The 22,759-nt window shown below is 28.1% G+C and carries 12 protein-coding genes, 19 tRNA genes and 1 pseudogene; 28 read left to right on the top strand and 4 right to left on the bottom strand.

Going from position 1 to position 22,759, the window contains the following annotated elements; translation table 4 throughout:
* Positions 1-10 precede the first annotated feature (10 nt).
* The 3 genes from MYE_RS03075 to pfkA all read right to left on the bottom strand — a co-directional run bounded on the left by MYE_RS03075 (position 11) and on the right by pfkA (position 3,676).
* Complete coding sequence (locus MYE_RS03075; RefSeq protein ID WP_042733474.1) at positions 11-1,063, bottom strand: Dam family site-specific DNA-(adenine-N6)-methyltransferase; 1,053 nt, start codon at positions 1,061-1,063, stop codon at positions 11-13.
* Between the two features lie 133 nt (positions 1,064-1,196).
* Positions 1,197-2,633, bottom strand: a complete 1,437-nt coding sequence (gene pyk, locus MYE_RS03070) for a pyruvate kinase (protein ID WP_042733473.1) — start codon at positions 2,631-2,633, stop codon at positions 1,197-1,199.
* Between the two features lie 62 nt (positions 2,634-2,695).
* Positions 2,696-3,676, bottom strand: a complete 981-nt coding sequence (gene pfkA, locus MYE_RS03065; RefSeq protein ID WP_042733472.1) for a 6-phosphofructokinase — start codon at positions 3,674-3,676, stop codon at positions 2,696-2,698.
* A 214-nt stretch (positions 3,677-3,890) separates the two neighbouring features.
* Here pfkA and MYE_RS03060 point away from each other — a divergent pair, with 214 nt between their 5' ends.
* The 3 genes from MYE_RS03060 (at position 3,891) to MYE_RS03050 (ending at position 8,603) form a co-directional block, all read left to right on the top strand.
* The gene (locus MYE_RS03060; RefSeq protein WP_042733471.1) at positions 3,891-5,375 is read left to right on the top strand and encodes a DUF2130 domain-containing protein; all 1,485 of its coding nucleotides are present in this window, start codon (positions 3,891-3,893) and stop codon (positions 5,373-5,375) included.
* A gap of 308 nt (positions 5,376-5,683) precedes the next feature.
* Positions 5,684-6,589, top strand: a complete 906-nt coding sequence (locus MYE_RS03055; protein ID WP_042733470.1) for a Hachiman antiphage defense system protein HamA — start codon at positions 5,684-5,686, stop codon at positions 6,587-6,589.
* A gap of 91 nt (positions 6,590-6,680) precedes the next feature.
* Positions 6,681-8,603 carry a DEAD/DEAH box helicase gene (locus MYE_RS03050; protein WP_158438494.1) on the top strand — a complete coding sequence of 641 codons (1,923 nt, stop codon included), beginning with the start codon at positions 6,681-6,683 and terminating at the stop codon, positions 8,601-8,603.
* Between the two features lie 40 nt (positions 8,604-8,643).
* Here the strand turns inward: MYE_RS03050 and MYE_RS03045 are convergent, their stop codons facing one another.
* Positions 8,644-9,924 (bottom strand): IS3 family transposase, encoded by a 1,281-nt coding sequence (locus MYE_RS03045; protein ID WP_042733154.1) that lies wholly within the window; start codon positions 9,922-9,924, stop codon positions 8,644-8,646.
* Positions 9,925-10,014: 90 nt separating this feature from the next.
* Here MYE_RS03045 and MYE_RS03040 point away from each other — a divergent pair.
* From MYE_RS03040 to MYE_RS02920, 25 genes and pseudogenes are all read left to right on the top strand, one after another.
* Positions 10,015-10,681: pseudogene (locus MYE_RS03040) on the top strand (IS1634 family transposase); the annotation flags it as partial.
* Positions 10,682-10,867: 186 nt separating this feature from the next.
* The gene (locus MYE_RS03035; protein WP_042733468.1) at positions 10,868-13,099 is read left to right on the top strand and encodes an ATP-dependent DNA helicase; all 2,232 of its coding nucleotides are present in this window, start codon (positions 10,868-10,870) and stop codon (positions 13,097-13,099) included.
* A gap of 166 nt (positions 13,100-13,265) precedes the next feature.
* Positions 13,266-13,341, top strand: a tRNA-Thr gene (locus tag MYE_RS03030).
* Positions 13,342-13,348: 7 nt separating this feature from the next.
* Positions 13,349-13,432: transfer RNA gene (locus MYE_RS03025), tRNA-Tyr, on the top strand.
* Between the two features lie 5 nt (positions 13,433-13,437).
* Positions 13,438-13,512, top strand: a tRNA-Gln gene (locus MYE_RS03020).
* A 4-nt stretch (positions 13,513-13,516) separates the two neighbouring features.
* A tRNA-Lys gene (locus tag MYE_RS03015) sits at positions 13,517-13,592 on the top strand.
* 13 nt (positions 13,593-13,605) lie between these two features.
* Positions 13,606-13,694 (top strand) — tRNA-Leu (locus MYE_RS03010).
* 493 nt (positions 13,695-14,187) lie between these two features.
* Positions 14,188-14,263, top strand: a tRNA-Asn gene (locus tag MYE_RS03005).
* A gap of 6 nt (positions 14,264-14,269) precedes the next feature.
* Positions 14,270-14,345 (top strand) — tRNA-Glu (locus MYE_RS03000).
* 7 nt (positions 14,346-14,352) lie between these two features.
* Positions 14,353-14,428: transfer RNA gene (locus MYE_RS02995), tRNA-Val, on the top strand.
* A 13-nt stretch (positions 14,429-14,441) separates the two neighbouring features.
* A tRNA-Thr gene (locus MYE_RS02990) sits at positions 14,442-14,517 on the top strand.
* Between the two features lie 196 nt (positions 14,518-14,713).
* Complete coding sequence (locus MYE_RS02985; protein ID WP_042733467.1) at positions 14,714-16,399, top strand: type 1 periplasmic-binding domain-containing protein; 1,686 nt, start codon at positions 14,714-14,716, stop codon at positions 16,397-16,399.
* A gap of 14 nt (positions 16,400-16,413) precedes the next feature.
* Positions 16,414-18,006 carry an ABC transporter ATP-binding protein gene (locus tag MYE_RS02980; protein WP_042733466.1) on the top strand — a complete coding sequence of 531 codons (1,593 nt, stop codon included), beginning with the start codon at positions 16,414-16,416 and terminating at the stop codon, positions 18,004-18,006.
* A complete protein-coding gene (locus MYE_RS02975) occupies positions 18,006-20,609 on the top strand; it encodes an ABC transporter permease subunit (RefSeq protein ID WP_042733465.1) in 2,604 nt (867 codons plus the stop codon). The genes MYE_RS02980 and MYE_RS02975 overlap by 1 nt, the downstream gene beginning before the upstream one ends.
* Positions 20,602-21,537 carry an ABC transporter permease gene (locus tag MYE_RS02970; protein ID WP_004429329.1) on the top strand — a complete coding sequence of 312 codons (936 nt, stop codon included), beginning with the start codon at positions 20,602-20,604 and terminating at the stop codon, positions 21,535-21,537. The genes MYE_RS02975 and MYE_RS02970 overlap by 8 nt, the downstream gene beginning before the upstream one ends.
* A gap of 100 nt (positions 21,538-21,637) precedes the next feature.
* Positions 21,638-21,712: transfer RNA gene (locus MYE_RS02965), tRNA-Cys, on the top strand.
* 172 nt (positions 21,713-21,884) lie between these two features.
* A tRNA-Arg gene (locus tag MYE_RS02960) sits at positions 21,885-21,961 on the top strand.
* A gap of 48 nt (positions 21,962-22,009) precedes the next feature.
* Positions 22,010-22,086, top strand: a tRNA-Pro gene (locus MYE_RS02955).
* An 8-nt stretch (positions 22,087-22,094) separates the two neighbouring features.
* Positions 22,095-22,170 (top strand) — tRNA-Ala (locus tag MYE_RS02950).
* A 5-nt stretch (positions 22,171-22,175) separates the two neighbouring features.
* A tRNA-Met gene (locus tag MYE_RS02945) sits at positions 22,176-22,252 on the top strand.
* Positions 22,253-22,262: 10 nt separating this feature from the next.
* Positions 22,263-22,339, top strand: a tRNA-Ile gene (locus tag MYE_RS02940).
* Positions 22,340-22,385: 46 nt separating this feature from the next.
* Positions 22,386-22,478, top strand: a tRNA-Ser gene (locus tag MYE_RS02935).
* Positions 22,479-22,500: 22 nt separating this feature from the next.
* A tRNA-Met gene (locus MYE_RS02930) sits at positions 22,501-22,576 on the top strand.
* A gap of 2 nt (positions 22,577-22,578) precedes the next feature.
* A tRNA-Asp gene (locus tag MYE_RS02925) sits at positions 22,579-22,655 on the top strand.
* 4 nt (positions 22,656-22,659) lie between these two features.
* A tRNA-Phe gene (locus MYE_RS02920) sits at positions 22,660-22,735 on the top strand.
* Positions 22,736-22,759: the final 24 nt, after the last annotated feature.

Raw genomic sequence — 22,759 nt, 5'->3', positions numbered from 1 at the left:
ACCTCGCTATTTAATCAATATAATTTCTAATTATAACCTCTTTAACATTACCTCTTTTCAAAGCATTAGAGTTAATGTTTCTTCTGGCTTCTACTTCTATTATCTCAAAACCTTTGTATAATTCTCTTATAAATTTTGTGTCATGATTACTTAGCATTACTTTAACGTTCTTTTTGTCTAGTTCTTTAAAAAGATCTGCTAATCTAATTTGATCTTGTTTAGAAAAACCATCTTTATTATATGAAGTGAAGTTCTTTTGTTCTTCATAATTATCATAAGGTGGATCGAAATAAACAAAGTCACCACTTTGAGCAGTTTCTACAGCTTTGCTAAAATCAAGAGATGTTATTTTGCATTCGCTGTTTTGGAAATAATTTCTTATGCTTTTAAAATTGTTTGGATCATAACAAACTACATTTGTTTTTTTAGCTGACGGAACATTGAAAAATCCGTTTTTATTAACTCTATATAAACCATTAAAACAAGATTTATTTAAATATATAAATCTTGATGCAATTTGATCTATACTTGCATTAGCAAAAGATTTTTCTCTATCCAAATCTCTAATTTTATAAAAATATTCTTCTGAGTGATTTTGTTGATGTTTTTCAATTTGTTCTATCATCTTAACAAATTTATCATTATCTTTAAAACATAAAAATGCACTTACAAGTTCTTTATTAAAATCATTTATTCAAAAATTATTTGGCTTTATTTTAAAAAGTAAAGCTCCTCCTCCAATAAAAGGTTCGTAATATCTATTGAATTCTTTGGGAACGTATTTTAATAATGTATTCAACAACTGAGTTTTTCCTCCGGCTCACTTTACAAAAGGTTTGATATCTTGTTGCCCTGGTTTAATTTGTGCAGGAAATAAAGACAGATTAAAAGTGTTAAAAATACTTTCAATAGTATGTAGGTTAACTCCTTTAATTGTTCCTTTTTCAATTTTAGATAACTGAGATCTTTGGATATTAGACATCTTAGCTAATTGTTCTTGAGACAATCCGGATTGAATTCTATTTTCTTTAATTAAATTTCCTATTTTTTCTAAATAACTCATAATAATCACCAACTAAATTATAATATTATATGTTTAAAATGTATATAAAAATATACAAACATATTTAATTTTATAAAAATACTTTCAATAAAAAATGTAGCAGATTTTTCTACTACACTTATAAGAGTTGTTTTTAAACAACAGCGACTTCTTTAATAGATTCTCCTCTTACAACAAGAATTTTTTCTCCAGAAACTGCTCCTCAAGATTTAGCGATTTTAGATAATTGTTCAACGTTGTTTTCTAAATTATTAACAGAATCTACTTTATTCATAAAGATTGAGTGTCAAATACCAAATGCAGTTCACATTCTTTGGTTAGCACTTACACCTAAAATAGCTAAGTTAGGTCTGAATTTAGAAATTGTTTTCAATAATTGACCTGTTCTTGATAGAACAATAGCGTATCGGTAATCTCCATCTCTTGATTTTTCAGCTAATGATAAAGCGATATCTGCACGAGTTCCTGAACTTGATTTAATAGCATTATCTAATTGTTGTTGGTAATAAAGTTTATTGTAGAATTCAACTTCAGCACGTTTATTAATTGTAGCCATTGTTTGAACTGTAATAAATGGGAAATCTCCAGTAGCAGATTCACCTGATAACATAGTAGCATCAGCACCTAATTCAGTTGCTAAGTAAACATCAGTTACTTCAGCACGAGTTGGAGCTGGATTATTTGTCATAGTTTCTAACATTTGAGTTGCAACAATTACAATTTTTCCTGCTTCACGACATTTTCTAATAATTACTTTTTCTCAATACGGAACATCATAGTAAGGAATTTCTAATCCTAAATCCCCTCTAGCGATCATAATTCCGTCACTTTCTTTTATTATTTCATCAATATTATCAATTCCTACTTGAGATTCAATTTTTGAAATAACTTGAATATCAGTTCTATTACCTTTTGCTAGAATATCACGAATTTGTTTAACATTTTGAGCACTATTAACAAATGATGCGGCAATATAATCTACACCTTGTTCACAACCAAATAAAATATCTTTTTCATCTTTTTCAGATAAGAAATCCATTGAAAAATCAATACCTGGTAAGTTTACACGTTTATTTGTTTTAACTTCATGATGATTGAATGCAGTAGCTTCAATAACTTGATCTTTTACTGAATCAATAGTTAATTCTAATTTACCATCATCAATTAAAATTACATCTCCAGGTTTTAAATCAACTGACATATCATAAGAAACAGTCATTTCTCCTTGACCACATTCTTTATTTAGATATGATTCTTTATCTGTATAAATTGTAACTTTTTGTCCTCTTGATACTTGTTGTTTTCCATTAACAAATTTTCCAACACGAATTTCAGGACCTTTAGTATCTAATAAAATTGAAATAGGTTTTTGAATTTCTTCTCTAATTTTTTTGACAAATTCCATTCTTGAACCATGTTCTTCATAATCCCCGTGAGAGAAATTTAAACGAATTGATGTCATTCCTTTTTCAAATAACTCTTTAATTGCTTCAGCAGAGTGAGTAGAAGGACCAATGGTTGTAATTATTTTAGTTCGCTTAATTCGCTTTTCTAAAAGTTCTTTTTTCATTTATTTATCCCCTTATTAATATATATTTAAATTATAAATTCTTGATCTATTGATTTCAAAAATTATTTACTAAATTGTTCGTTAGCTTCTCTTAATTTTCTAATAAATGGTTTTTTATCAATAGCTTTCATATTTAAAGTTTGTTGAATATCTCTTGCTACTAATTTATTGTTTTCTAATCCAATAAATAGTCCACCTTTTCCTTCAACTAATTGATCAACTGCAAACATAGCTGCAGTAAATGCTAAATATCTATCCATAGCAGTTGGTTTTCCACCACGTTGAATGTGCCCTAAAATTGTAGCACGTGTTTCAAATCCACTGATTTGTTCAATTCTTTTTGCAATTTCACTTGATGAAACATCATAAGATTTTTCAGAAATTAAAATAATAAGACTTCTTTTACCTTGTTCACGTAATTTTTTAGCTCTTTGACCCATTTCTTCAATTGATAATAAATCTTCAGCAGGACTTACGATTTCAGCTACAGTTCCAACTGCTGCATAAGTAACTAAATCACCACAACCATTACCCATAATTTCAACAACACAAGCCCTATTGTGTGATTGCATTGTATCTCTAATTCTGTCAACTGCTTCAACTACAGTATTTAAAGCTGTATCAAATCCAATTGTAAAATCACTTGAAACAATATCATTATCAATAGTTCCTGGTAATCCAACACAATTAATTCCCATTTCAGTTAATTTTTGTGCTCCCATGTAACTTCCATCTCCACCAATAACAACTAAAGCTTCGATACCTTCTTTTTTAAGATTTTCAATTGCAACTTTTCTTATTTCTTCTTCTTTAAATTCAACAAATCTTGCTGAACCTAAAATAGTTCCACCTTTTGACATGATATCAGTTGTTTGTTCTACTGTAATTTTTTCAAATCAAGCATTATATAAACCTTTATATCCATCTCTAATACCATAAACTTCAATACCTTTTGCATGAGCAGATTTAACTACTCCAGCAATCGCACAGTTCATTGCAGGGGCATCTCCTCCAGAGGTAAGAATCCCTATTTTTTTAATCATAAAATAAACCTTCTTTCTAATCTAATATTTATTATATAGTAAATATTTTTTTGTTAATATACATAAAAAATAGCTTTTGAAAAATTTAAAATTAATCAATTTTTATCAAAAATAAACTATTTTAATAAAAGATAAAATTAATCTATAAGGTATGAAAATCAAGTATAAGGAATCCAAATAATAATATAAAATTAAATTAACTGTGGAGGAAAATATGTCTAATATTAAATTTAAAATTATAGATAAAAATACTATTGAATTATTAGAAGATGCAAAAAAAGGAGATATGATAGATCTATCAAATGCTGAACAAATAGATTTATCAAATATTCAACAACAAATTGTTGATCATAAAGATCAACTTTATTTAGAAAAATTAAATAAAGAAAAAGAAAAATGACAATTAGAATCAAATATTGAATTTGAAAAATATAAAAATCAATTAAATAAAGAAAACGAAGAACAATTCAAAGAGAACACCAAATTAAAACAAGAAAATCAAAATTTAAGTCAAACAATTGAAAAACAAGTTTTAGATTTTGAAAAACAATTAAATGATAATAAAACTATTTGACAATCAAACACAGATACTCAACTTGCTAATTTAAAAACTAAATTATTAGAAGAAAAACAACAAGAATTTGAACAAATTACAAAAGATAAATTAAAACTAGAATCTGATATAGATTCATTAAATAAGCAATTAGCAAATCAAGAAAAACTTATTAAATTAGAAGCTGAAAATAATTATCAAAACCAATTAAATAAACAAAAAGAAGAACTAAACAATAAAATTAACGAATTAAAAGAAAGTTTAAAAGATAAAGAAAATAGTTTAAACACTATTGATTTAAATTATAAAAATCAAATTAATGAAATAACTAATAACAAACAAAATGAAATTAACAATCTTATTAAAGATTTAGAAATTATTAAAAGAGAAAAATTAACTAAAAACATTAAATTAATAGGTGAAGAATTAGAAAACTATTGTTTTAATCAGTTCAATGAAATTTCAACATTTGCTTTTAAAACTTCAACTTTAATAAAAGATAATCAAGTAGTTAAAAGTGATGATGATTTAAAAGGAACTAAAGGTGATTTTATTTTTAAAGTTTATGCTGAAGAAGAAAAACAGAACTTATTATTAAGTGTAATGTGTGAGATGAAATCAGAACAATTAAATTCACAAAACAAAAAGAAAAATAGCGATCATTATAAAAAACTAGATGATGATAGAAATAAAAAGAATCTAGATTATGCTTTATTAGTAAGTGAATTAGAATATGAAACTAATGATAGTTTAATTTACAGAGTTAGTGATTATAAAAATATGTTTGTAGTAAGACCGATGTATTTTATTACTATGTTAGGTGTTTTAGAAACTATTGCATTAAAATATAAAGATCTTAAATTAAATAGATTACAACAAGAATTATCATTTAAAGAAAAACAAGATATTTTAGATGAGTTTGAAGAGTTTAAAAATAACTTATTAGATAATGCTTTAACAAATATAGATAATAAAGCTAAAGAAATTTATAAATCAGCTGAAAATATTAAAAATGAAGCAACTAAAATCATTAAAAATGTAGATATAATAGTTGATAGACACTTAAATACTGTTAAAAATAAAATTAATGGATTTAAAATAAATAAAGTAGTAGAGAAAATAGGAGAGATCAATAACGGAATATAGATGAATAAAAACTGTAAATAAGACAAAAATATTAAAAATTAGATAAAAACCAAAAGAACAGTATAAATATTTCTATTCAACCAATATTTATTGATTGTATTTTATAAAATCTAGAATTTTAATATTCTTGGTCTAATAAAATAGTATATGTTATTCTCAAAAGGAGCTGTAAAATCTCTAGTTTAAATTTAGAATTTAAAAAGAAGAGATTGGTTATGTAAAACAAAAAGTTTAATTTAAATCCATCGATAAATACGTTTAATTGATTGTATAGACACTTTTTTAATAGAAACAAAGGAAGAAAACTAATGAAAAAAGATTCTTTTCAAGATTTTGAAGTACACATTGTAGAAGATAGATATTGTTTTTTACACATTAACTTTAATGATGAAAAAAAATTTTTATTAGATTTTGCAAGTTATATTTTCGATGAAGATAATTTGTATATTTACTCTAAAAATTTTATAGAAGTTGATTGGATACCTGATGATAACACTTATGAAATCTTGTATAACAATATAAAATTTTTTCTAGATGAGGAACTTATAGATATAGATAATACTAAAAAAATTGATGAAAACAAAATACCACGAAATGATAAAATTGGTAAGCTAGGCGAATATATTTTGCACATCACCTTAATGAAATATTTTAAATACTCATGTGTCATTCCTAAATTCACAAACATTACTTCACACAATAAGAGCGCTAATGGATCTGATACCCTATTCTTTGATGCTATAAAGAATGAGATAGTTTTTGGCGAGTCTAAGTTAACTAATGATATAAATAGTGGTATTCGAAAGGCAAATAAATCATTAAACAATTATCCAAAGCTAGTGAAAAATGAGTATAAGTATTTTATTAAACGAATTGTTGCAGATTATTCTATGAATCTTAATAGGATATTTTTGAGTAATTTTGGTAAAAATATAAATGAATTTGATGAAATTAAAGACTTTCTAGAACACACAAATACTAAATTGGTTATCCCCGTCTCCATAGTTCATGGTAATGGTAAAAAAACATCTGCCGAAGAGTTCATTAATGAACTGAATAAAATTAAAAGAAAAAGTATTAATAAATCAATTGATGCAAAGTTCTTGTTGTTATCATTTCCTATAATAGATAAAAATAAATTTTTAAAAATTGCTTTCGAAGTGGCGGTTCAAAAATATGAAGAATATAAAAATAAGAAAAGATCAAGAAATTAGAGATAAATATATTAAAGAACTAAACAGTTCGTCTAACAAAGATTCTTATAAAAAAGAAAATTCAGATGAATTATTCAATTTAGGACTAACAATGTATTCTAAAAATTATTCCTTTCAATCAGCTGTTTATGGTGGTTTTTTCTCAAGTAAAATAAAAAAAGATATTGCTCTACATCCTGAGCAAATAAATGTATTAAATTTATTAAAAAAAGAAAAGGCTATTATTTTGAGTGCTCCAACCAGTTTTGGTAAAACATTTATTATTTTTGAGTATATTGTGAGAAATAAACCGGAAAATGTTGTTATAGTTGTTCCAACATTAGCATTAGTGGATGAATATAAAATAAAAATTTTGAGAGAATACAAAGATTCATTTTCTGAATATAAGGTTTTCACACACATTAATTTAGAAAAAGATTACAGCAAAACAAAATACAAAATATTTATATTAACACATGACAAAGTTGTTATAGATTATAAGGTTGCATCGATATTTAAGGAAATAGATTTTTTAGTTATTGACGAAGTCTACAAACTTAAAAAAGATGTTAGCAACGAGAGAATTTTAATTTTAAATTTAGCTTATAAATTTTTAATGGAAAAGGCAAAAAAACACGTTTTATTGTCACCATTTTTAAAAAATATTGTAAATGTTGATAAACTTCCAATTCAACCTGAGCTAATTTCTACCGATTTTTCTGCAGTTGTAAATGAAGTTAAAGTATATCCTGTTAAAAATAACGACGAAAGAATCAATAAAACAATAGAAATTATGGATAAAGAGAAAAACTCAAAAACTCTAGTTTATTTTCCAAGCATAACAAAGCTTAATAATTTTGTTAAAAAATGTGAATGATCGAATCCTGCAAATGAAATGAATAAATTTGCTGATTTATTATCAAGAGAAGTTCATGATGAGTGAAATGTTGTTAAATGTTTAAGGAAGGGTATCATGGTACACCACGGCCAAATTCCATTACCTTTTAGAATTGTATTATTAGAACTTTTTAATAATAAAAATTTCTGCAATTTAATGTTATGTACTTCAACTTTAAGTGAAGGTGTCAACACTAAGTGCAAAAATATAATAATAACAGAACCTAAAGTAGAAAAACAAAATTTAGACACTTTTGACTTCTTTAATTTGGTGGGTAGAAGTGGAAGAATGGGGGAATATTATCTAGGAATAGGACACTACATAAAAGGACCTAAGGACCCTAATTATTCAAAAGACATGGCATTGAAATCTATAGAGTTTGAATTAACATCAGATAGTATTGATATGAAAATTAATTCTGCTAACTATAAGGAATCTAAAGAATATTTACTTTTTTTAAGCGAATTAAATATAGAGCATAATGATTATTTGCAAAATATAGCCTCTAAGATCAGATTTCAAACAACGAAAAGTATGTATAATAGATTTAAACAAAATTTAATAAAGCTTAAAGATGAATTGAAAACTTTATCTGGTGAAGAAAAAAAGTCTAAATATAAACTTGTTGAAATTTTATTTAAGATAATCAATGAAAAGAATAGAAATTATAAACTTTGTTCTTATATAATACACAAACTCACTTACAAGAAGTATTTAAGTGTAAAGGAAATTGTAGATAGTTGTAACTTTAAGAAAGTAAATGTTGATGAAAGAATAAATACAACATTAAGAATGAGAAATTCATTTTTAGAGCATGAATTTTATAAAAGAGTTCAAATAGTTATATATTTCTTAGAATTAGAAGGTATTGATTCTAAATATATAGAGCTAATAAGAGATAAAATTCTTTCTCCAATTGAAAGCAAGTATTTCATGAATAATGAAGTAAAAAAGACATTGAAAGACTTGGGAATATACGAAAAAGACATTGATACTATTAATAAGTTCTTGAATTTATCTCAAAATTTTTCAGTTAATGAACTTTTAGAAGAAATCAAAAATAATATGCAACGTATTAATAAAAGTGACGACATTACGCCAATCACTAAATTTGTAATAAAAAGATTCACTAAATAAAAATGTAGAATTGTTTTCCTGGGAAACCGGGACAAAATTATTAGACTAAATAGTTATGTTTATTATACACACCTCATAGTTCTTGAGGTGTTTTTCATTTGAATTTTTTTAATATTCTTTCATTGTTATATCACTCAATGAAATTTTTAATACATTCTTTTAGTTCACTAAAAGTCATTTCTTTTACTTTCTTTTCAAAGTTATAAAACATTTCTGATTTTAAAATTGAAAAGAAATATTCAGCTTCTCTATTGTCTAGAGAGTTACCTATTCTTGACATTGACACCACTCCACCTCGTTGCTTTATATACTCAAGATATTCATTCGATGAATATGTTACACCATGGTCTGTGTGAATAATAAAGTTTTTAGGAAATTTTGTTTTTCTAATGTGAGTCATAATTAAATTAGTGTCATTATATATGGATAAATTATAACTAACAATTTTCTTTGTTTTGTGATGAATTACGATAGATAAATAAACATGTCTTCCTTCTACATCTATTGGAGCAGGAATGTAACTAACATCACTTGCATAAATATCGTTTTGTAGTCCATTATAATCTCTATTAGCAATATTTGGATAATACACGTTAGTATTTTTTGATTCACGCTTTTTCTTGCACGTTGTTCTTACGTGACAGAAAAGACCTAATTTATTCATTGCTCTTCCTAGTGTTCTAGGGTTAATAATAATGCCATATGTCTTGAAAATATATGCTGATAGCCTTTCTCTACCATATCTTCCGTTTTGTTTTGCAAAAGCTTCTCTAATTATTTCTGCGTGTTCTATAACAGCTTCTTTCTTATCTTTTGATTGTTTCTTGATTTTGTAGTAAAAAGTTGATTTAGGTATTCCAAGAATTTTCATTATTTCCTTGTTAGAAATATTTTCTCCAAATTTTTTCTTAATTTTTTCTATCAGTTCATCTAGATTGTCAACCTTATTTTTCTTTAAAATATCTTCTTTAAAAAGGTCTGTTATTAACCATTCTAAAACTTCGCGATCAATCTCTTTAATCACTTCGTTTCTTTGTTTATCATATTCTTCTTTGTTCTTTCTAGGTCTACCTGATCCTTTACCTTTTTTAGGTGCTTTTCCTGTTTGTGATTCTTTTAGTTCCATACCTAAATTATAATCTTTATATTTTCTAGATAAATATCAGAAGGCTTCTTCTGAAAGTAAATAATTTTCAGAATTTCTAATTTTGCTATAAATATAACAAAATTCTTTTTTAGTAATATTTTGAGATAAATATTCTTTGTAGTGCTTAAATACTTCTAACCACTCACTTACACTTAGTTGCTTTCCTCTTTTCATAAATACTCCTTTTTTGAAAAAAAATAGACCCCCTAGGGGGTCTATCCCTTAGGGAGTCTAATAACTTTGTCCTACTCTCTGGTTATTAAAGTGCCATCTTTTTATAATAAAAAACGACAAAACGGTCATTTTAGAAAACAGATAATAACTTATAGCAAAAAAACGTGCAGCAAAAGACAAAAATGATAGATATATCTTAGTTCAAAACTTTATCAAAAAAATGAACAAAGATAATCTAGTTTCTTATGAAAATTTAGCTGGTTCCAAAAAATATAAGTTTTTCAAACCTATAAACAAATGTGCTTTTTATGAATTGGATTTAGCTAAAATACAAGAAGATGAAAAATACGATGGATATTATGTTTATGAAACAAATAGAACTGATTTATCTGTAGTTGATATTGTGAATCTATATTCAAAACAGTGACAAATTGAATCTAATTTTAAAACATTAAAAGGTAAGTTGTCACTTCGTCCAATGTATCTATGAACTTGAAATCATATTGTTGGACATATATGTCTATGTTTTGTATCTTTAGTGTTATTAAACTATGTAATTTATCTTTTAAATTCTAGATTAGAATTGCAAGGTAAAAATAAAATTACTGAACATAAAATCATTAACGTTATTAAAGATGTCAAAGAAATTGAGGTATTTGTAAACAAACAGAAAACAGAAACAATACAAGTTTTTAATGATGAGTTAAAAGAAAGTTGAGATACTTATCACAGTATTTTAGAAGTTTTAAAAAAATAACAGTTGGCTTATAAATTATCGTTTATTACATTATTAGTTATTTGAGAGTTATATTACAATAAAAACGGCCTTATCCTGGTTTAGTTTTCATATGCACAAGTTTTATAACACAAGCACTCTGATCTGCTTTTCTTAAAAATTAAACTGATATAAAATAGATTTATTAGCACTAAGAGGATTTTTGATATGTCACATATAGGTTATATAAAAAAGTTTATTTCTCAAAAGAAAAATTGATTCATAGCTGAATTCTATATTTTAAAAGATAAAAAAACTATTATCTTTGAAAGAAAAAGTAATGATATGTTATTAAACGTTTTATATTCAATAAATATTACAGAAAAAAACAGTAAAAAAGAATGTGATTCATGGACTTATCATATAATTAATGATAACGATTTACTTTATCAATATTTAAGTTCTGATCTTTTTAAAATTGTAAATGAAAAAACAGCAGAAACAATTAGTAGACACTTTGTGAAAACTTCAGATATCTTAAATAAAATAATTAGAAACAAGGACAATTTTCTAAGTATTCCTTCAGTTTCAGAATATATTTTAAAAAACATATATAAAAAAATATCTAATATACAAGAATTTGTTCCATTACATTTAGAATTTATCAACGAAAATTTAGATTTAGAAATATTTAATGAATTACTACAGTTTACTAAGCCTAGTAAAGAAAATCCAGAATTAATTAAGTCTAGTAAAGAGATGTTAGAACTGATTAGAAATGATTTATATTACTTTAATCATGATAAAAAAATAACCAGTTTAGAAGCTGTTGATAAGATTTTTCTACATTTTACTAACGATAAAAACAATATTAAAAGAATAGCTCATTATTTATATGAACACTGTAATAATGTATTGAAAAAAACGTCAAGCACATATACACAAATACCAGCTGTTTTATATGAATTTAATAATGATGAGAACTTCTATATTCCTTTTGATGAAAAAGAAGAGTTAATAAACCAAGCTTTTAATTATGCATTTGAAAAGAAATTATTAGTTTTAATTGAAGAAAAACTATACACCAAAGAATCATATGAAGATGAATTAAATATTGCATACTGTTTATCTAAAAAAGATAAGGTAAATAAAATATGTTCATTTAAGATTAATAGATTTATAAAACAAATTGAAAAAGAAGTAAGAAAAGAACTTAATAATCCAAAATTTAAATATGATAAAAGTCAGATTAATGCCTTAAAAAAATTTATTAATAGCAAATTTACTGTAATTACAGGTGGGCCCGGAACTGGTAAGACAACTTTAATAAAAGCTGTAGTAAAACTATTTCAAAAAGTATATAAAGATAGTGAATTTAGAATAGCAACACCAACCGGAAGAGCTGCTGCTAGAATAAAAGATAGTTTTATAGAATCAGATGCTACAACTATTCATAAATTACTTGAATATGACTTTGAAAAAGATGAATTTAATAAAAATGAATATAACTTATTGAGTCTTGATTTATTAATAATTGATGAATGTTCTATGGTTGATAATAACTTATTTAGTCGTCTGCTTTTAGCTAGTCAAAATGCTAAGAAAATAGTTTTTGTTGGTGATACTGAACAATTACCAAGTATTGATATCGGTAATGCTTTTGAAGATATTATTAATTCTAAAAAAATCACAACAGTACATTTAAGTAAAACTCATAGACAAAAAGATAAAGATCCCAACGAACAGGATAAAATAGGAATTGTAGATTTAGCTTATATGATTAGAAATAATCAATTTGATATAAGTAAATTAGATAATGTAAATGACTCTTTAAAGTTGATTTTTGTAAATGATCAAAATAAATGTTTAGAAGAAGTAGAGCGAAATTATATAAATAAAAATGGTTTCAATGAACCTTACGCTATTCAAATAATTAGTCCAACTAATAAGAATGAATTAGGTGTAAAAAATATCAATAGAAAAATCCAAGATACCTACATAGATAAAAACAACAAAAAGGTAATGCAAATTAATTCTGAATTTAAAATCGCAGAAGGCGATAAAGTAATGTATTTAAAAAATGAAAGAAATTTATCTAACGGAGATATTGGAACAATAAAAAGTTTAACTGCAAAGAAAGGACCTATAAATGCTCGTTTCAATGATAAAGTAGATGAGGTTCTAGATTTCAATCAATTTAGTAATTTAACATTATCTTATGCATGTACTGTTCATAAAACTCAAGGAAGTGAATTTCAAAAAGTTATCTTGGCAATAGATCCTGAAAATGTTAGCCCATTTGTTAGCAAAAAATTAATCTATACAGCAATTACAAGAGCTAAACAAGAGCTTACAATAATAACTAGTCAAAACTCTCTTATCAAAAGCATTAAACAAAAACCTCCTATTAGAAATACAACTTTAAAAGAACTTATAAGACTTATGTATAAAAAAAGATAATAGAATATTTTAAAATTTAATAAGTTAGAAATATCTAGAATTATCTAGATATTTTTATTATTTCGAGACCAATAAAATTTTTAAAATTTTTGTGAAAAAACTATTGCATTAATATCAGAAAAATATAAAATATATATTGTCCTTGTGTTAGGCGAAGTACAAAAACGCTGACTTAGCTCAGCTGGTAGAGCAATTGACTAGTAATCAATAGGTCGAAGGTTCAAGTCCTTTAGTCAGCACCAGTATAACGGAGGGGTAGCGAAGCGGCCAAACGCGGGTGGCTGTAACCCACTTCCTTTCGGTTCGGGGGTTCGAATCCCTCCCCCTCCACCATTCATTGGGCTATAGCCAAGCGGTAAGGCAAGGGACTTTGACTCCCTCATGCGCCGGTTCGAATCCTGCTAGCCCAACCAACTCGACTCGTTAGCTCAGCCGGTAGAGCAACTGGCTTTTAACCAGTGGGTCCGGAGTTCGAATCTCCGACGAGTCACCACTTATTTATATATCCCCAGGTGGCGGAATAGGTAGACGCATTGGACTTAAAATCCAACGGGCTTTATCTCCCGTGCCGGTTCAAGTCCGGCTCTGGGGACCATCTAGAAAACAAACAGACATGTTCAATACATGTCTTTTTTATTTTCTGTTTTTTTAATTTATTAATATAAAAAAATGAATTTTAAAAGATTCATTGCTATCGCTTTTTATTTAACTTCATTAGTTTTGAAAAGCCTGTTTGTTCGAACACTAATTGTTTAGTGGGATTTTAAAATTTTAGATTCATCTTTTAATACGTCTATTTACTATTAATAAAATTGTTTTATCTTTCATGCTATACGAATTGTAAAAAAATAAAAATTGATACTATTAAAAAACTAAGCAAAAAGTTATTTTATCCAGCAAATAACACCATGATTTATAGATATCAATAAAAGTATTTTCTTCCAATTTCTTATTTTTAAGTAATGTTTAATTCACTAAAATGCAAAAAAATTAAAAAAAATTAAAAAAACTCTTGCAACTTAAATTTTCTAATGTTATTATCTTTATTGTCTTAGATAAGACGTTGACCAAACATTAAGTAAGATTATGGCTTTTTAGCTCAGTTGGTAGAGCAACCGGCTGTTAACCGGTTTGTCACAGGTTCAAGTCCTGTAAAAGCCGCCATTATCTGGCCTGTTGGTGAAGCGGTTAACACACACGGTTTTCATCCGTGGACACACGGGTTCGAACCCCGTACAGGCTACCATATTTTTGGAGTGTTAGCTCAGCTGGGAGAGCTCCTGCCTTACAAGCAGGCGGTCATAGGTTCAAGTCCTATACACTCCACCATTTTTTTATTTTTGCTGACTTAGCTCAGTTGGTAGAGCAACTGACTTGTAATCAGTAGGTCGTAGGTTCGACTCCTATAGTCAGCACCATTTGAAAATGAACAACACCCGCAAGGGTGTTTTTTGTTATTTGCTTAATATTTTAATTAGAGAAAGGTTCAAGTTATAAGCTCTTTTACTATATTCAAGTACAATTAAAGTAAGAGTAGTATATCTTTTTAATTTTTATATAGTTTTTATATAATCAAATTAGAGATTATCTAACAAACGAAAGGAAATAGTATATATGAAAAAACTTTTAACAGCCTTAACTGCGCTAGTTTCAACAGCTGCGCCGATCTCTGCTACAGTTTCATGTAAGAAAACTGAACCTGCAGAAGGAGTTCTTGGACAAAGAGTTGTGTTGGTTACAGATGGTGGTAACATCCGTGATCACTCATTTAACGAAGGTTCATGAGAAGCTATCTTACAATATGGTATGAATATTCATAAAAAATTTGGTGTTCAAAAAGAAGAAGAAGCTAGAACTCTAGACTATGCCTCATCAATAGGTGAAAACCAATGAGATGATAAAAATAAAGATTTTGGTGAAATAAATTTTGAAAAAGCTAAGCTTAAAAATAATAGCTTCGTAGAGGCAAGAGAAGGTGCAAGTGCATCAGATTTTAGAAACGCTTATCGTACAGCTGCTTCTACAAAACAAGCTGATGCATTGTTTTTAGCAGGATTTAAACACGCTAATACAATTGATGATGCAATTAAAATTATGAAAGGTAAAACTGTTGTGTTCCTAGATTTTGCTTATAAAGCAAAGAATGTTATTTCAATAGTTTATAAATCAGAATTAGCAGGATTTAACGCAGGATGAGACGCGTTAATGTGAGCTAACTTGCCAAAAATGACTAGTCTAAACAGTGGTGAATTTGCTCCAGAAGTTATTGAAAAATCACAAGCAAAAAAACTAAATGAAATACCAGTTCAAGGATCTATAAGAGGTAAAAACTATGTATCAATTGGTATGTTTGGTGGATTAAGTAATAAAAATGCTGTAGATAACTTCTTATGAGGTTTATTGGCTGCAATGAATTTATATAACAATGTAATGGCAGGTCAAACTGTTAAATTGACAGACGTTAAGGGTAATGAGGTAGAATATACTTTACAAAAAGTTGCATTTGCTAATGGAAAAGGAAATGAATCTCAAAGACAAAACGTAAATAGTATCGATGGACTTGGGAAGGTTGACTGATTCTCTGGTAACTTCGAAGCCGGAGGGGCTACAAGATCAACTGTAATGCCTAAATTATTTGAGAATGAAGCGGATATTATTTTCCCAGTTGCAGGACCTCAAACAAACGATGTTTTAAACTACAAAGAAGGAAAAGGTAAGAATTTTAAACCATATGTAATTGGAGTTGATGCCGATCAAGTTACTTCAATTGGTGATGACAGAACAGGAACAAACAAGAGATTTATTACAAGTGCTAAGAAAAACATCATTTCAGCATCTATTTACGCACTAGAAAGAGCAAAATCATTACAAGAGGCTATAGTTGGCGATAAGAAATACGATAACTCTATATATAAAGATGATATAAAAGATGACAACATTTTAGATGCAGTTGGAGCTGATTGGTCTGTTTCATCATCAAGAAGTTCAAAACAGAAATGAGATGCAGGAACAGATAAAATTACAAATTCTGCAAACCTTGCAGTTCAATCTATTAACTATGAAAAAGAAAATTCTAAAACTATATCTGATAATCTAAAAAGTGTCCTAAGTGAAACTGGTGGAGAATTTAATGATTACCTAAATTCAAATTCATTAAATAATTTTGTAAACCAAGCAAAAGATATACTAGGAAAAGATAAAAAATGAACTCAATTAAAATTAAATGACAATGGAATAGCAGGAATTGAAGATTACATAAACCTTTTAAATCAAACTAATATGCAAAAAAATAATAAATAGAAGTATTTTTATAAATGAAAAGATTAAATAACGAAAATTTATATGCCATAGAAATGGAAAACATAACAAAAACATTTCTAAATGGTGCTATTGTTGCAAATGATGATGTAACAATTAGAGTTAAAAAAGGTGAAATTCACGCTATCGTCGGTGAAAATGGTGCTGGCAAATCAACTTTGATGTCAATTCTATTTGGTTTATATCAACCAACAGAGGGGACAATAAAGGTTAATGGAAAAGAGGAAATCATTTCAAACCCTATTAAAGCTAATAGATTAGGTATTGGTATGGTGCACCAACACTTTAAGCTAGTTGAAGTAAATACGGTTTTTGAAAATATCATTTTGGGTGTTGAAGAAACAAAAAATAAGATTTTCTTAAATAAAACAAAAATGCGTGCAGAGCTAATAGAAATTATGGATAAATATGATCTACACGTAGATCTTGATGCAAAAATTCAAAATATTTCTGTTGGTATGCAACAGCGTGTTGAGATATTAAAAATTTTATATAGAAAAGCTGATATTCTAGTTTTTGATGAACCTACTGCTGTTTTAACACCTCAACAAATCGATGGTTTATTAAGGGTTATGCAAAATCTTCAAAAATCAGGAAAAACAATTATTTTCATTTCACATAAAATGGATGAAATTAAGAAAGTGGCAAATACTGCAACTGTTATTAGATTAGGTAGAAAAATAATTGATTTAGATGTTTCTAAAGTAACTGGTAATGAAATTGCTGAGGCGATGGTAGGTAGAAAATTAATTGAAGTGAAAAACGAGTACACTAAACCGTTATCAGATCAACCTATTCTTGATGTAATAAATTTAACAGTCAAAAAAAATTCAAATCCTAAAGTATTTGGGTTAGAAACTTTCAATATAAATGTAAAACCTGGTGAAATTGTTGCGGTTGCTGGTGTTGAAGGAAATGGTCAAAAAGAACTAGTTGAAGCTATTACTGGACTAACTAAACCAGTATCTGGTGGAATATTATTTAAAGGTGTAAACATCGTTAACCATAGTATTAAAAAAAGATATGATATGGGATTGGCTCATATTCCTGAAGACCGTCATAAACATGGTCTATTACTAGACTTTACTGTTCAAGAAAACGTTGTAAGTCAAGAATTGGATAAAGAACCATTTTCTAAATTAGGATTCATAAACAGAAATGCAATTTCAAGATATGCTCAATCAGTAATAAATGATTTTGATGTTCGTGGTTCTAGAAATGGAACAGCCAATGCTAGAGGACTATCTGGCGGAAATCAACAAAAAGTTATAGTTGGTAGAGAAATTAGAAAAAAACATGATTTATTAGTTGTAGTTCAACCAACCCGTGGTCTTGATGTTGGAGCTATTGAATATATTCACTCTGAAATATTAAAAGAAAAAGAAAGCGGAAAAGGTATCTTACTAGTTTCATATGAATTAAATGAGGTTATGGCATTAGCCGATAGAATTGTTGTTATTAACAAAGGAAGATTTATAGGTGAAGTTCCTGGAAAAGGAGCAAAAAAAGAAGAAATAGGATTACTGATGACTGGTCAAACACTAGATAAAATCAAAAAGAAAAAATTAAAAATGGAGGTAAATGCATAATGTTTTCTAAATTTAAATGAACATTTTCAAATAGATTAAAGTATGTAGTTACTTCAGATCATTCAAAAGAAAAAAGAAAAGTTTTTAAAGGTTCTATTTTTTCAATTTTAGCAGGGTTATTGACTGCGTCTATATTATTAATATTCTTATCAGTTAATCCTTTTCAGTATTTCTACTATGTATTTTCATATAGTTTTGACAGCGACTTCTTACCAGAAACTTTAAATTGAACTGCAGTTTATATAATAGCCGCCATTTCTATGGCTATTGCATTTAGATGTGGGGTATTTAATATTGGTGCTTCTGGACAAATACTAACATCAACTTGTTTATCAACAATAGCTCTTGTCTTATTAAAAGGAAAAGACGTATCAGTTGTAGACTCAGGGACTATATTCTTATTATTTATAATTTGTGTTGTATCTGGTGCAATATTAGCATTTATAGCAGGTTTATTAAAAGCATTATTCAATATACATGAAGTTGTTTCAACAATTTTATTAAACTGAACTGCATTTTTCACTTTAAAATGATTATTTGAATTTACCGGAAATAAATTTATGAGTACAACCCCTGGTACTACATTAAATATTCCTTCTGATCAACTAAATATAGGAGATAACCATTGATTACTTCCTATTATAATTGCAAGTATTTGTGTTATATTTGTTTGAGTACTATTTTCAAAAACAACTTTAGGGTTTAAACTAAAAGCCGTTGGTTCATCTCCATCTGGATCACAATACGTTGGAATTAATGTTAAAACACAAATTGTTGGGGCGTTAACATTATCAGGAGCATTCGCTGGCTTAGCTGGATTTGTTGCAATGTTTACTGTTACACCAAATACATCATTTTCAATCGATGCTTTACCTACTTTAGGATTTGATGCAATTGCGGTTTCTTTAGTTGCATTTAATAATCCTATAGGAATTGTTGGTACAGGTTGATTATGAGCTACTATTAAAACTGGTACAGGACCTGCTTCAGGAGCATATACAATTTCAACTCAATTAAGCTCATTAATTTCAGGTATATTAATCTACTTTACTGCTATTTCTTCAATATTTATTAGACTTGAGCCTTGAAAAACAATTAAAAATAAATTCTATATATTAAACTCAGGAATAAATCTAAAAATTATTAGAAAACTAAGATCTCATATTAGAAAACTAAAATCTAAAAAACATTTCTTATGTTTATCAAGTGAATATAAAGAAAGACTTGAACAAGAATATATAACTTATTGTAAACAAAACAATATAGATATTAATAATGAACAGGTTAGCTCACTTGCTAAAAAATGAAATGGTAAGAAAAATCTTAAGTTAGTAATGAAAAAAGAAATTGATTCATTAATTAGCTTATGTAAAAACAAATTAGAAGAAGTTAAAAAACATGTTAAAGAAGAAAAAACAGAATTAAATGTTTGTGGATTAAAAACAGAATTATCAAAACAAAAAGCTTTAATTATTTCTAACTTTATTAAAAAACAAAGAAACTTAAATTTAGAATTTTCTACTCAAAAAGATAAAGTGAGAAAAACTAGAGATTCAATTTTAAATTCTTATAAAAACTTATTAGAAAAAAATAAAGTTGAACACAAATCAATACTTCAAGCGATCAAGATGAACAAAGAAACTGAAATAAGTGTGTTAACTTGAGAGTTTGAATGCCGTGATAATTTAATTCAAATAAAAGCTGAAAAATTAACAACTATTGATAATATCAATGAGCACATTAAATCAGCAAAATCTGAATTTAAATTACAACGTGAAATTCTGAGATTAAATAAAGAATTAACTTCTGAAGATAAAAAAGAAAAATATGATGAAATCAGACAAAAATTTAATGATTTAATTTCTCAATTAAAACAGGATAAAAAAGAAGTTATTTTAAAAGCTAAACAACAATCTCAAGATTGAAAAGATAAATTTAAAGCTCAAAAACTAAAAGTTGAACAAGAAAAAGTTGAACTACAAGCAATTTTAGACAAAGCTCAACGATTAGTTGAAGAAGAAAATAAACGTTTTGAACTAGCAAAACAAAAAGCTTTAGAATTTAAGCAAGAATTTGATTCAAAAGTTGATATGAATCGTTCTAAACAAGAAGTTGAACAAGCAACTATCTTATTAAATGATTTAAAAACAATCTTTAAAGATCAACTTGTAAGAGAAGTTACTAATGATGCTTTAATTACAAATAATAAAGTCTTAGCAAAAGCTTTAGAAATTAAAAATAAAATTGATGAAATTTTAACTCAACAAGTAGTTAATGCATATGATGCTGCTGAATATATGAAAGATAAAATAAGAATCAATTTAAGTTCTTTAAAAGTAATAATTAATATTCAAAAAGAAATCAATTATATTCAGTCTAGATTAGATGAAAACAAAACTATTAGTATTTTCAAAGATTCTATAACAAAAGCTAAAGAGTTAATTGACTCTCAAAAAGAGCAATACTTAGAAACTATTAATTCTGTTCAAATTGAAACAATTCAAGATTTAGATCAATTAATAAATTTTGAAAAATCATATAAAGAAAATATGAACTCTCAAATTATTGAAATTAATCAAAAAATAGCAAAGGAAGGTGTGTAATATGTTAAATTCAGTTACAGCTCAATGAGCGTTTGGGTTTATTGCTATATTATTATTCGCTTCCTTATCAGCTCTTGTTTCAGAAAAAGCAGGAATAGTTAACATTGCTGTTGAAGGTATGATGACAGTGGGGGCTTTAGTTGTCTCTATACTAGGAACCATTGTAAATACTCATCCAAATGAAGCATCTTCACAATACACTCAAATTTGAGTTATGTTGCTTGCAGGAGTGATAACATCAATATTTGCACTATTACATGCATTTCCTTCAATTTCATTGAAATCGAATCAAATTGTTTCAGGAACTGCTATTAACATTTTAGCTTTAGGAACAGGTATATTCTTAGCTTCATCAAACTACTTTGGAAGACAATCTCAAATTATTGCAAGTGGTTACATAACATTAAAATTTGGACCATTCCCTGTTTGAACAATCGTAGCAATCATTTCAGCTATTCTATTATTAGTATTTTTCAAATACACAAAACAAGGTATGAGATATGCGATGGTTGGAGAAAACCCAAATGCAATTGATGCTGCTGGAATTAGTGTTGCAAAATATAGATATATTGCAGTAATGTTTTCAGGATTTCTTGCAGGAATTGGTGGTGGAGCATTCATTCTAACAATTGTTGGTAGTGGTACATTTGGTGGATCATTAAATGGATATGGATTCTTAGCTATTGCGATTATGATTTTTGGTCAATGAAAAATACCGTTTATATCAATTGGGGTTATTCTATTCTCAGCGATATTTGCAATGGCTCAACAAATTTCATTGCTATTTGATCAAAGCTTAATAAAAAGAATGGCAACCTTATTCAAAGTAACGCCTTTCGTATTAACTATCATAGGTATGATTGCATTTAGTAAAACATCACGAGCACCAGCTGCGGTTGGAGTTCCGTTTGATAAATCAAAAAGATAAATCATTTATAATTTCAAACAAGCACATTTGTGCTTGTTTTTTTGTTTAAAACTATTTAAAGTTATAAAAAAATCTATTATAATTAAAAAGTAACATTTTTGGCAACATAGCCAAGTGGCTAAGGCATGGGTCTGCAACACCCTGATCGTCGGTTCGAATCCGACTGTTGCCTCCAATATGAAACAAAAAAATCTCTCTAAACTTCCTTTGGGAATAGAGAGATTTTTAAAAAAGTATAAAAATAAAAAAAATTAACTTTTTATATTGTAAATTTTGTTTTGATATTCTATAATAAAAAAGTCACTTGAGAAAGTGACAAGATAATAACATAGCAAAAACCTTTACATGCGCCCGTAGATCAATTGGATAGATCGCTTGACTACGGATCAAAAGGTTGGGGGTTCGAGTCCCTCCGGGCGCACCATTTAGAAAGCTAATTGTTATTATCGTAAAACATAATAACAATATATTTCGGGAAGTGGCTCAGCTTGGTAGAGCATTCGGTTTGGGACCGAAGGGTCGCAGGTTCGAATCCTGTCTTCCCGACCATTAAATATGGGCCCTTAGCTCAGCTGGGAGAGCACCTGCCTTGCACGCAGGGGGTCGACGGTTCGATCCCGTTAGGGTCCACCATATTTGGCGGGGTAGCTCAGTTGGTTAGAGCGTTCGGTTCATACCCGAAAGGTCGAGAGTTCAAATCTCTCCCCCGCTACCATCATTATTATGGACCTTTAGCTCAGTTGGTTAGAGCATCCGGCTCATAACCGGACGGTCATTGGTTCAAGTCCAATAAGGTCCACCATAATTGAAACATAAAAATGGTCGATTATGAGGTAAAATGGTAACACGGAAGATTACCCAAGTCCGGCTGAAGGGATCGGTCTTGAAAACCGAGAGTCGGGGAAACCCGAGCGGGGGTTCGAATCCCTCATCTTCCGCCATTTATTGAAAACAAAATAGTGTCGCGGGGTAGAGCAGTTGGCAGCTCGTCGGGCTCATAACCCGAAGGTCGCAGGTTCGAGTCCTGCCCCCGCAACCAATGGCCCCATAGCGAAGTTGGTTATCGCGCCTCCCTGTCACGGAGGAGATCACGGGTTCGAGTCCCGTTGGGGTCGCCATTATGGTTGTGTAGCTCAGTTGGTAGAGCAGCAGACTGAAGCTCTGCGTGTCGGCGGTTCAATTCCGTCCACAACCACCACTCAAGAGAATGGAATTAAGTAGC

This window comes from Mycoplasma yeatsii GM274B (assembly GCF_000875755.1).
Lineage (GTDB): Bacteria > Bacillota_I > Bacilli_A > Mycoplasmatales > Mycoplasmataceae > Mycoplasma > Mycoplasma yeatsii.
The sequence above is the reverse complement of the archived record's forward strand: the minus strand, read 5'-3'. Positions and strand labels throughout refer to the sequence as shown.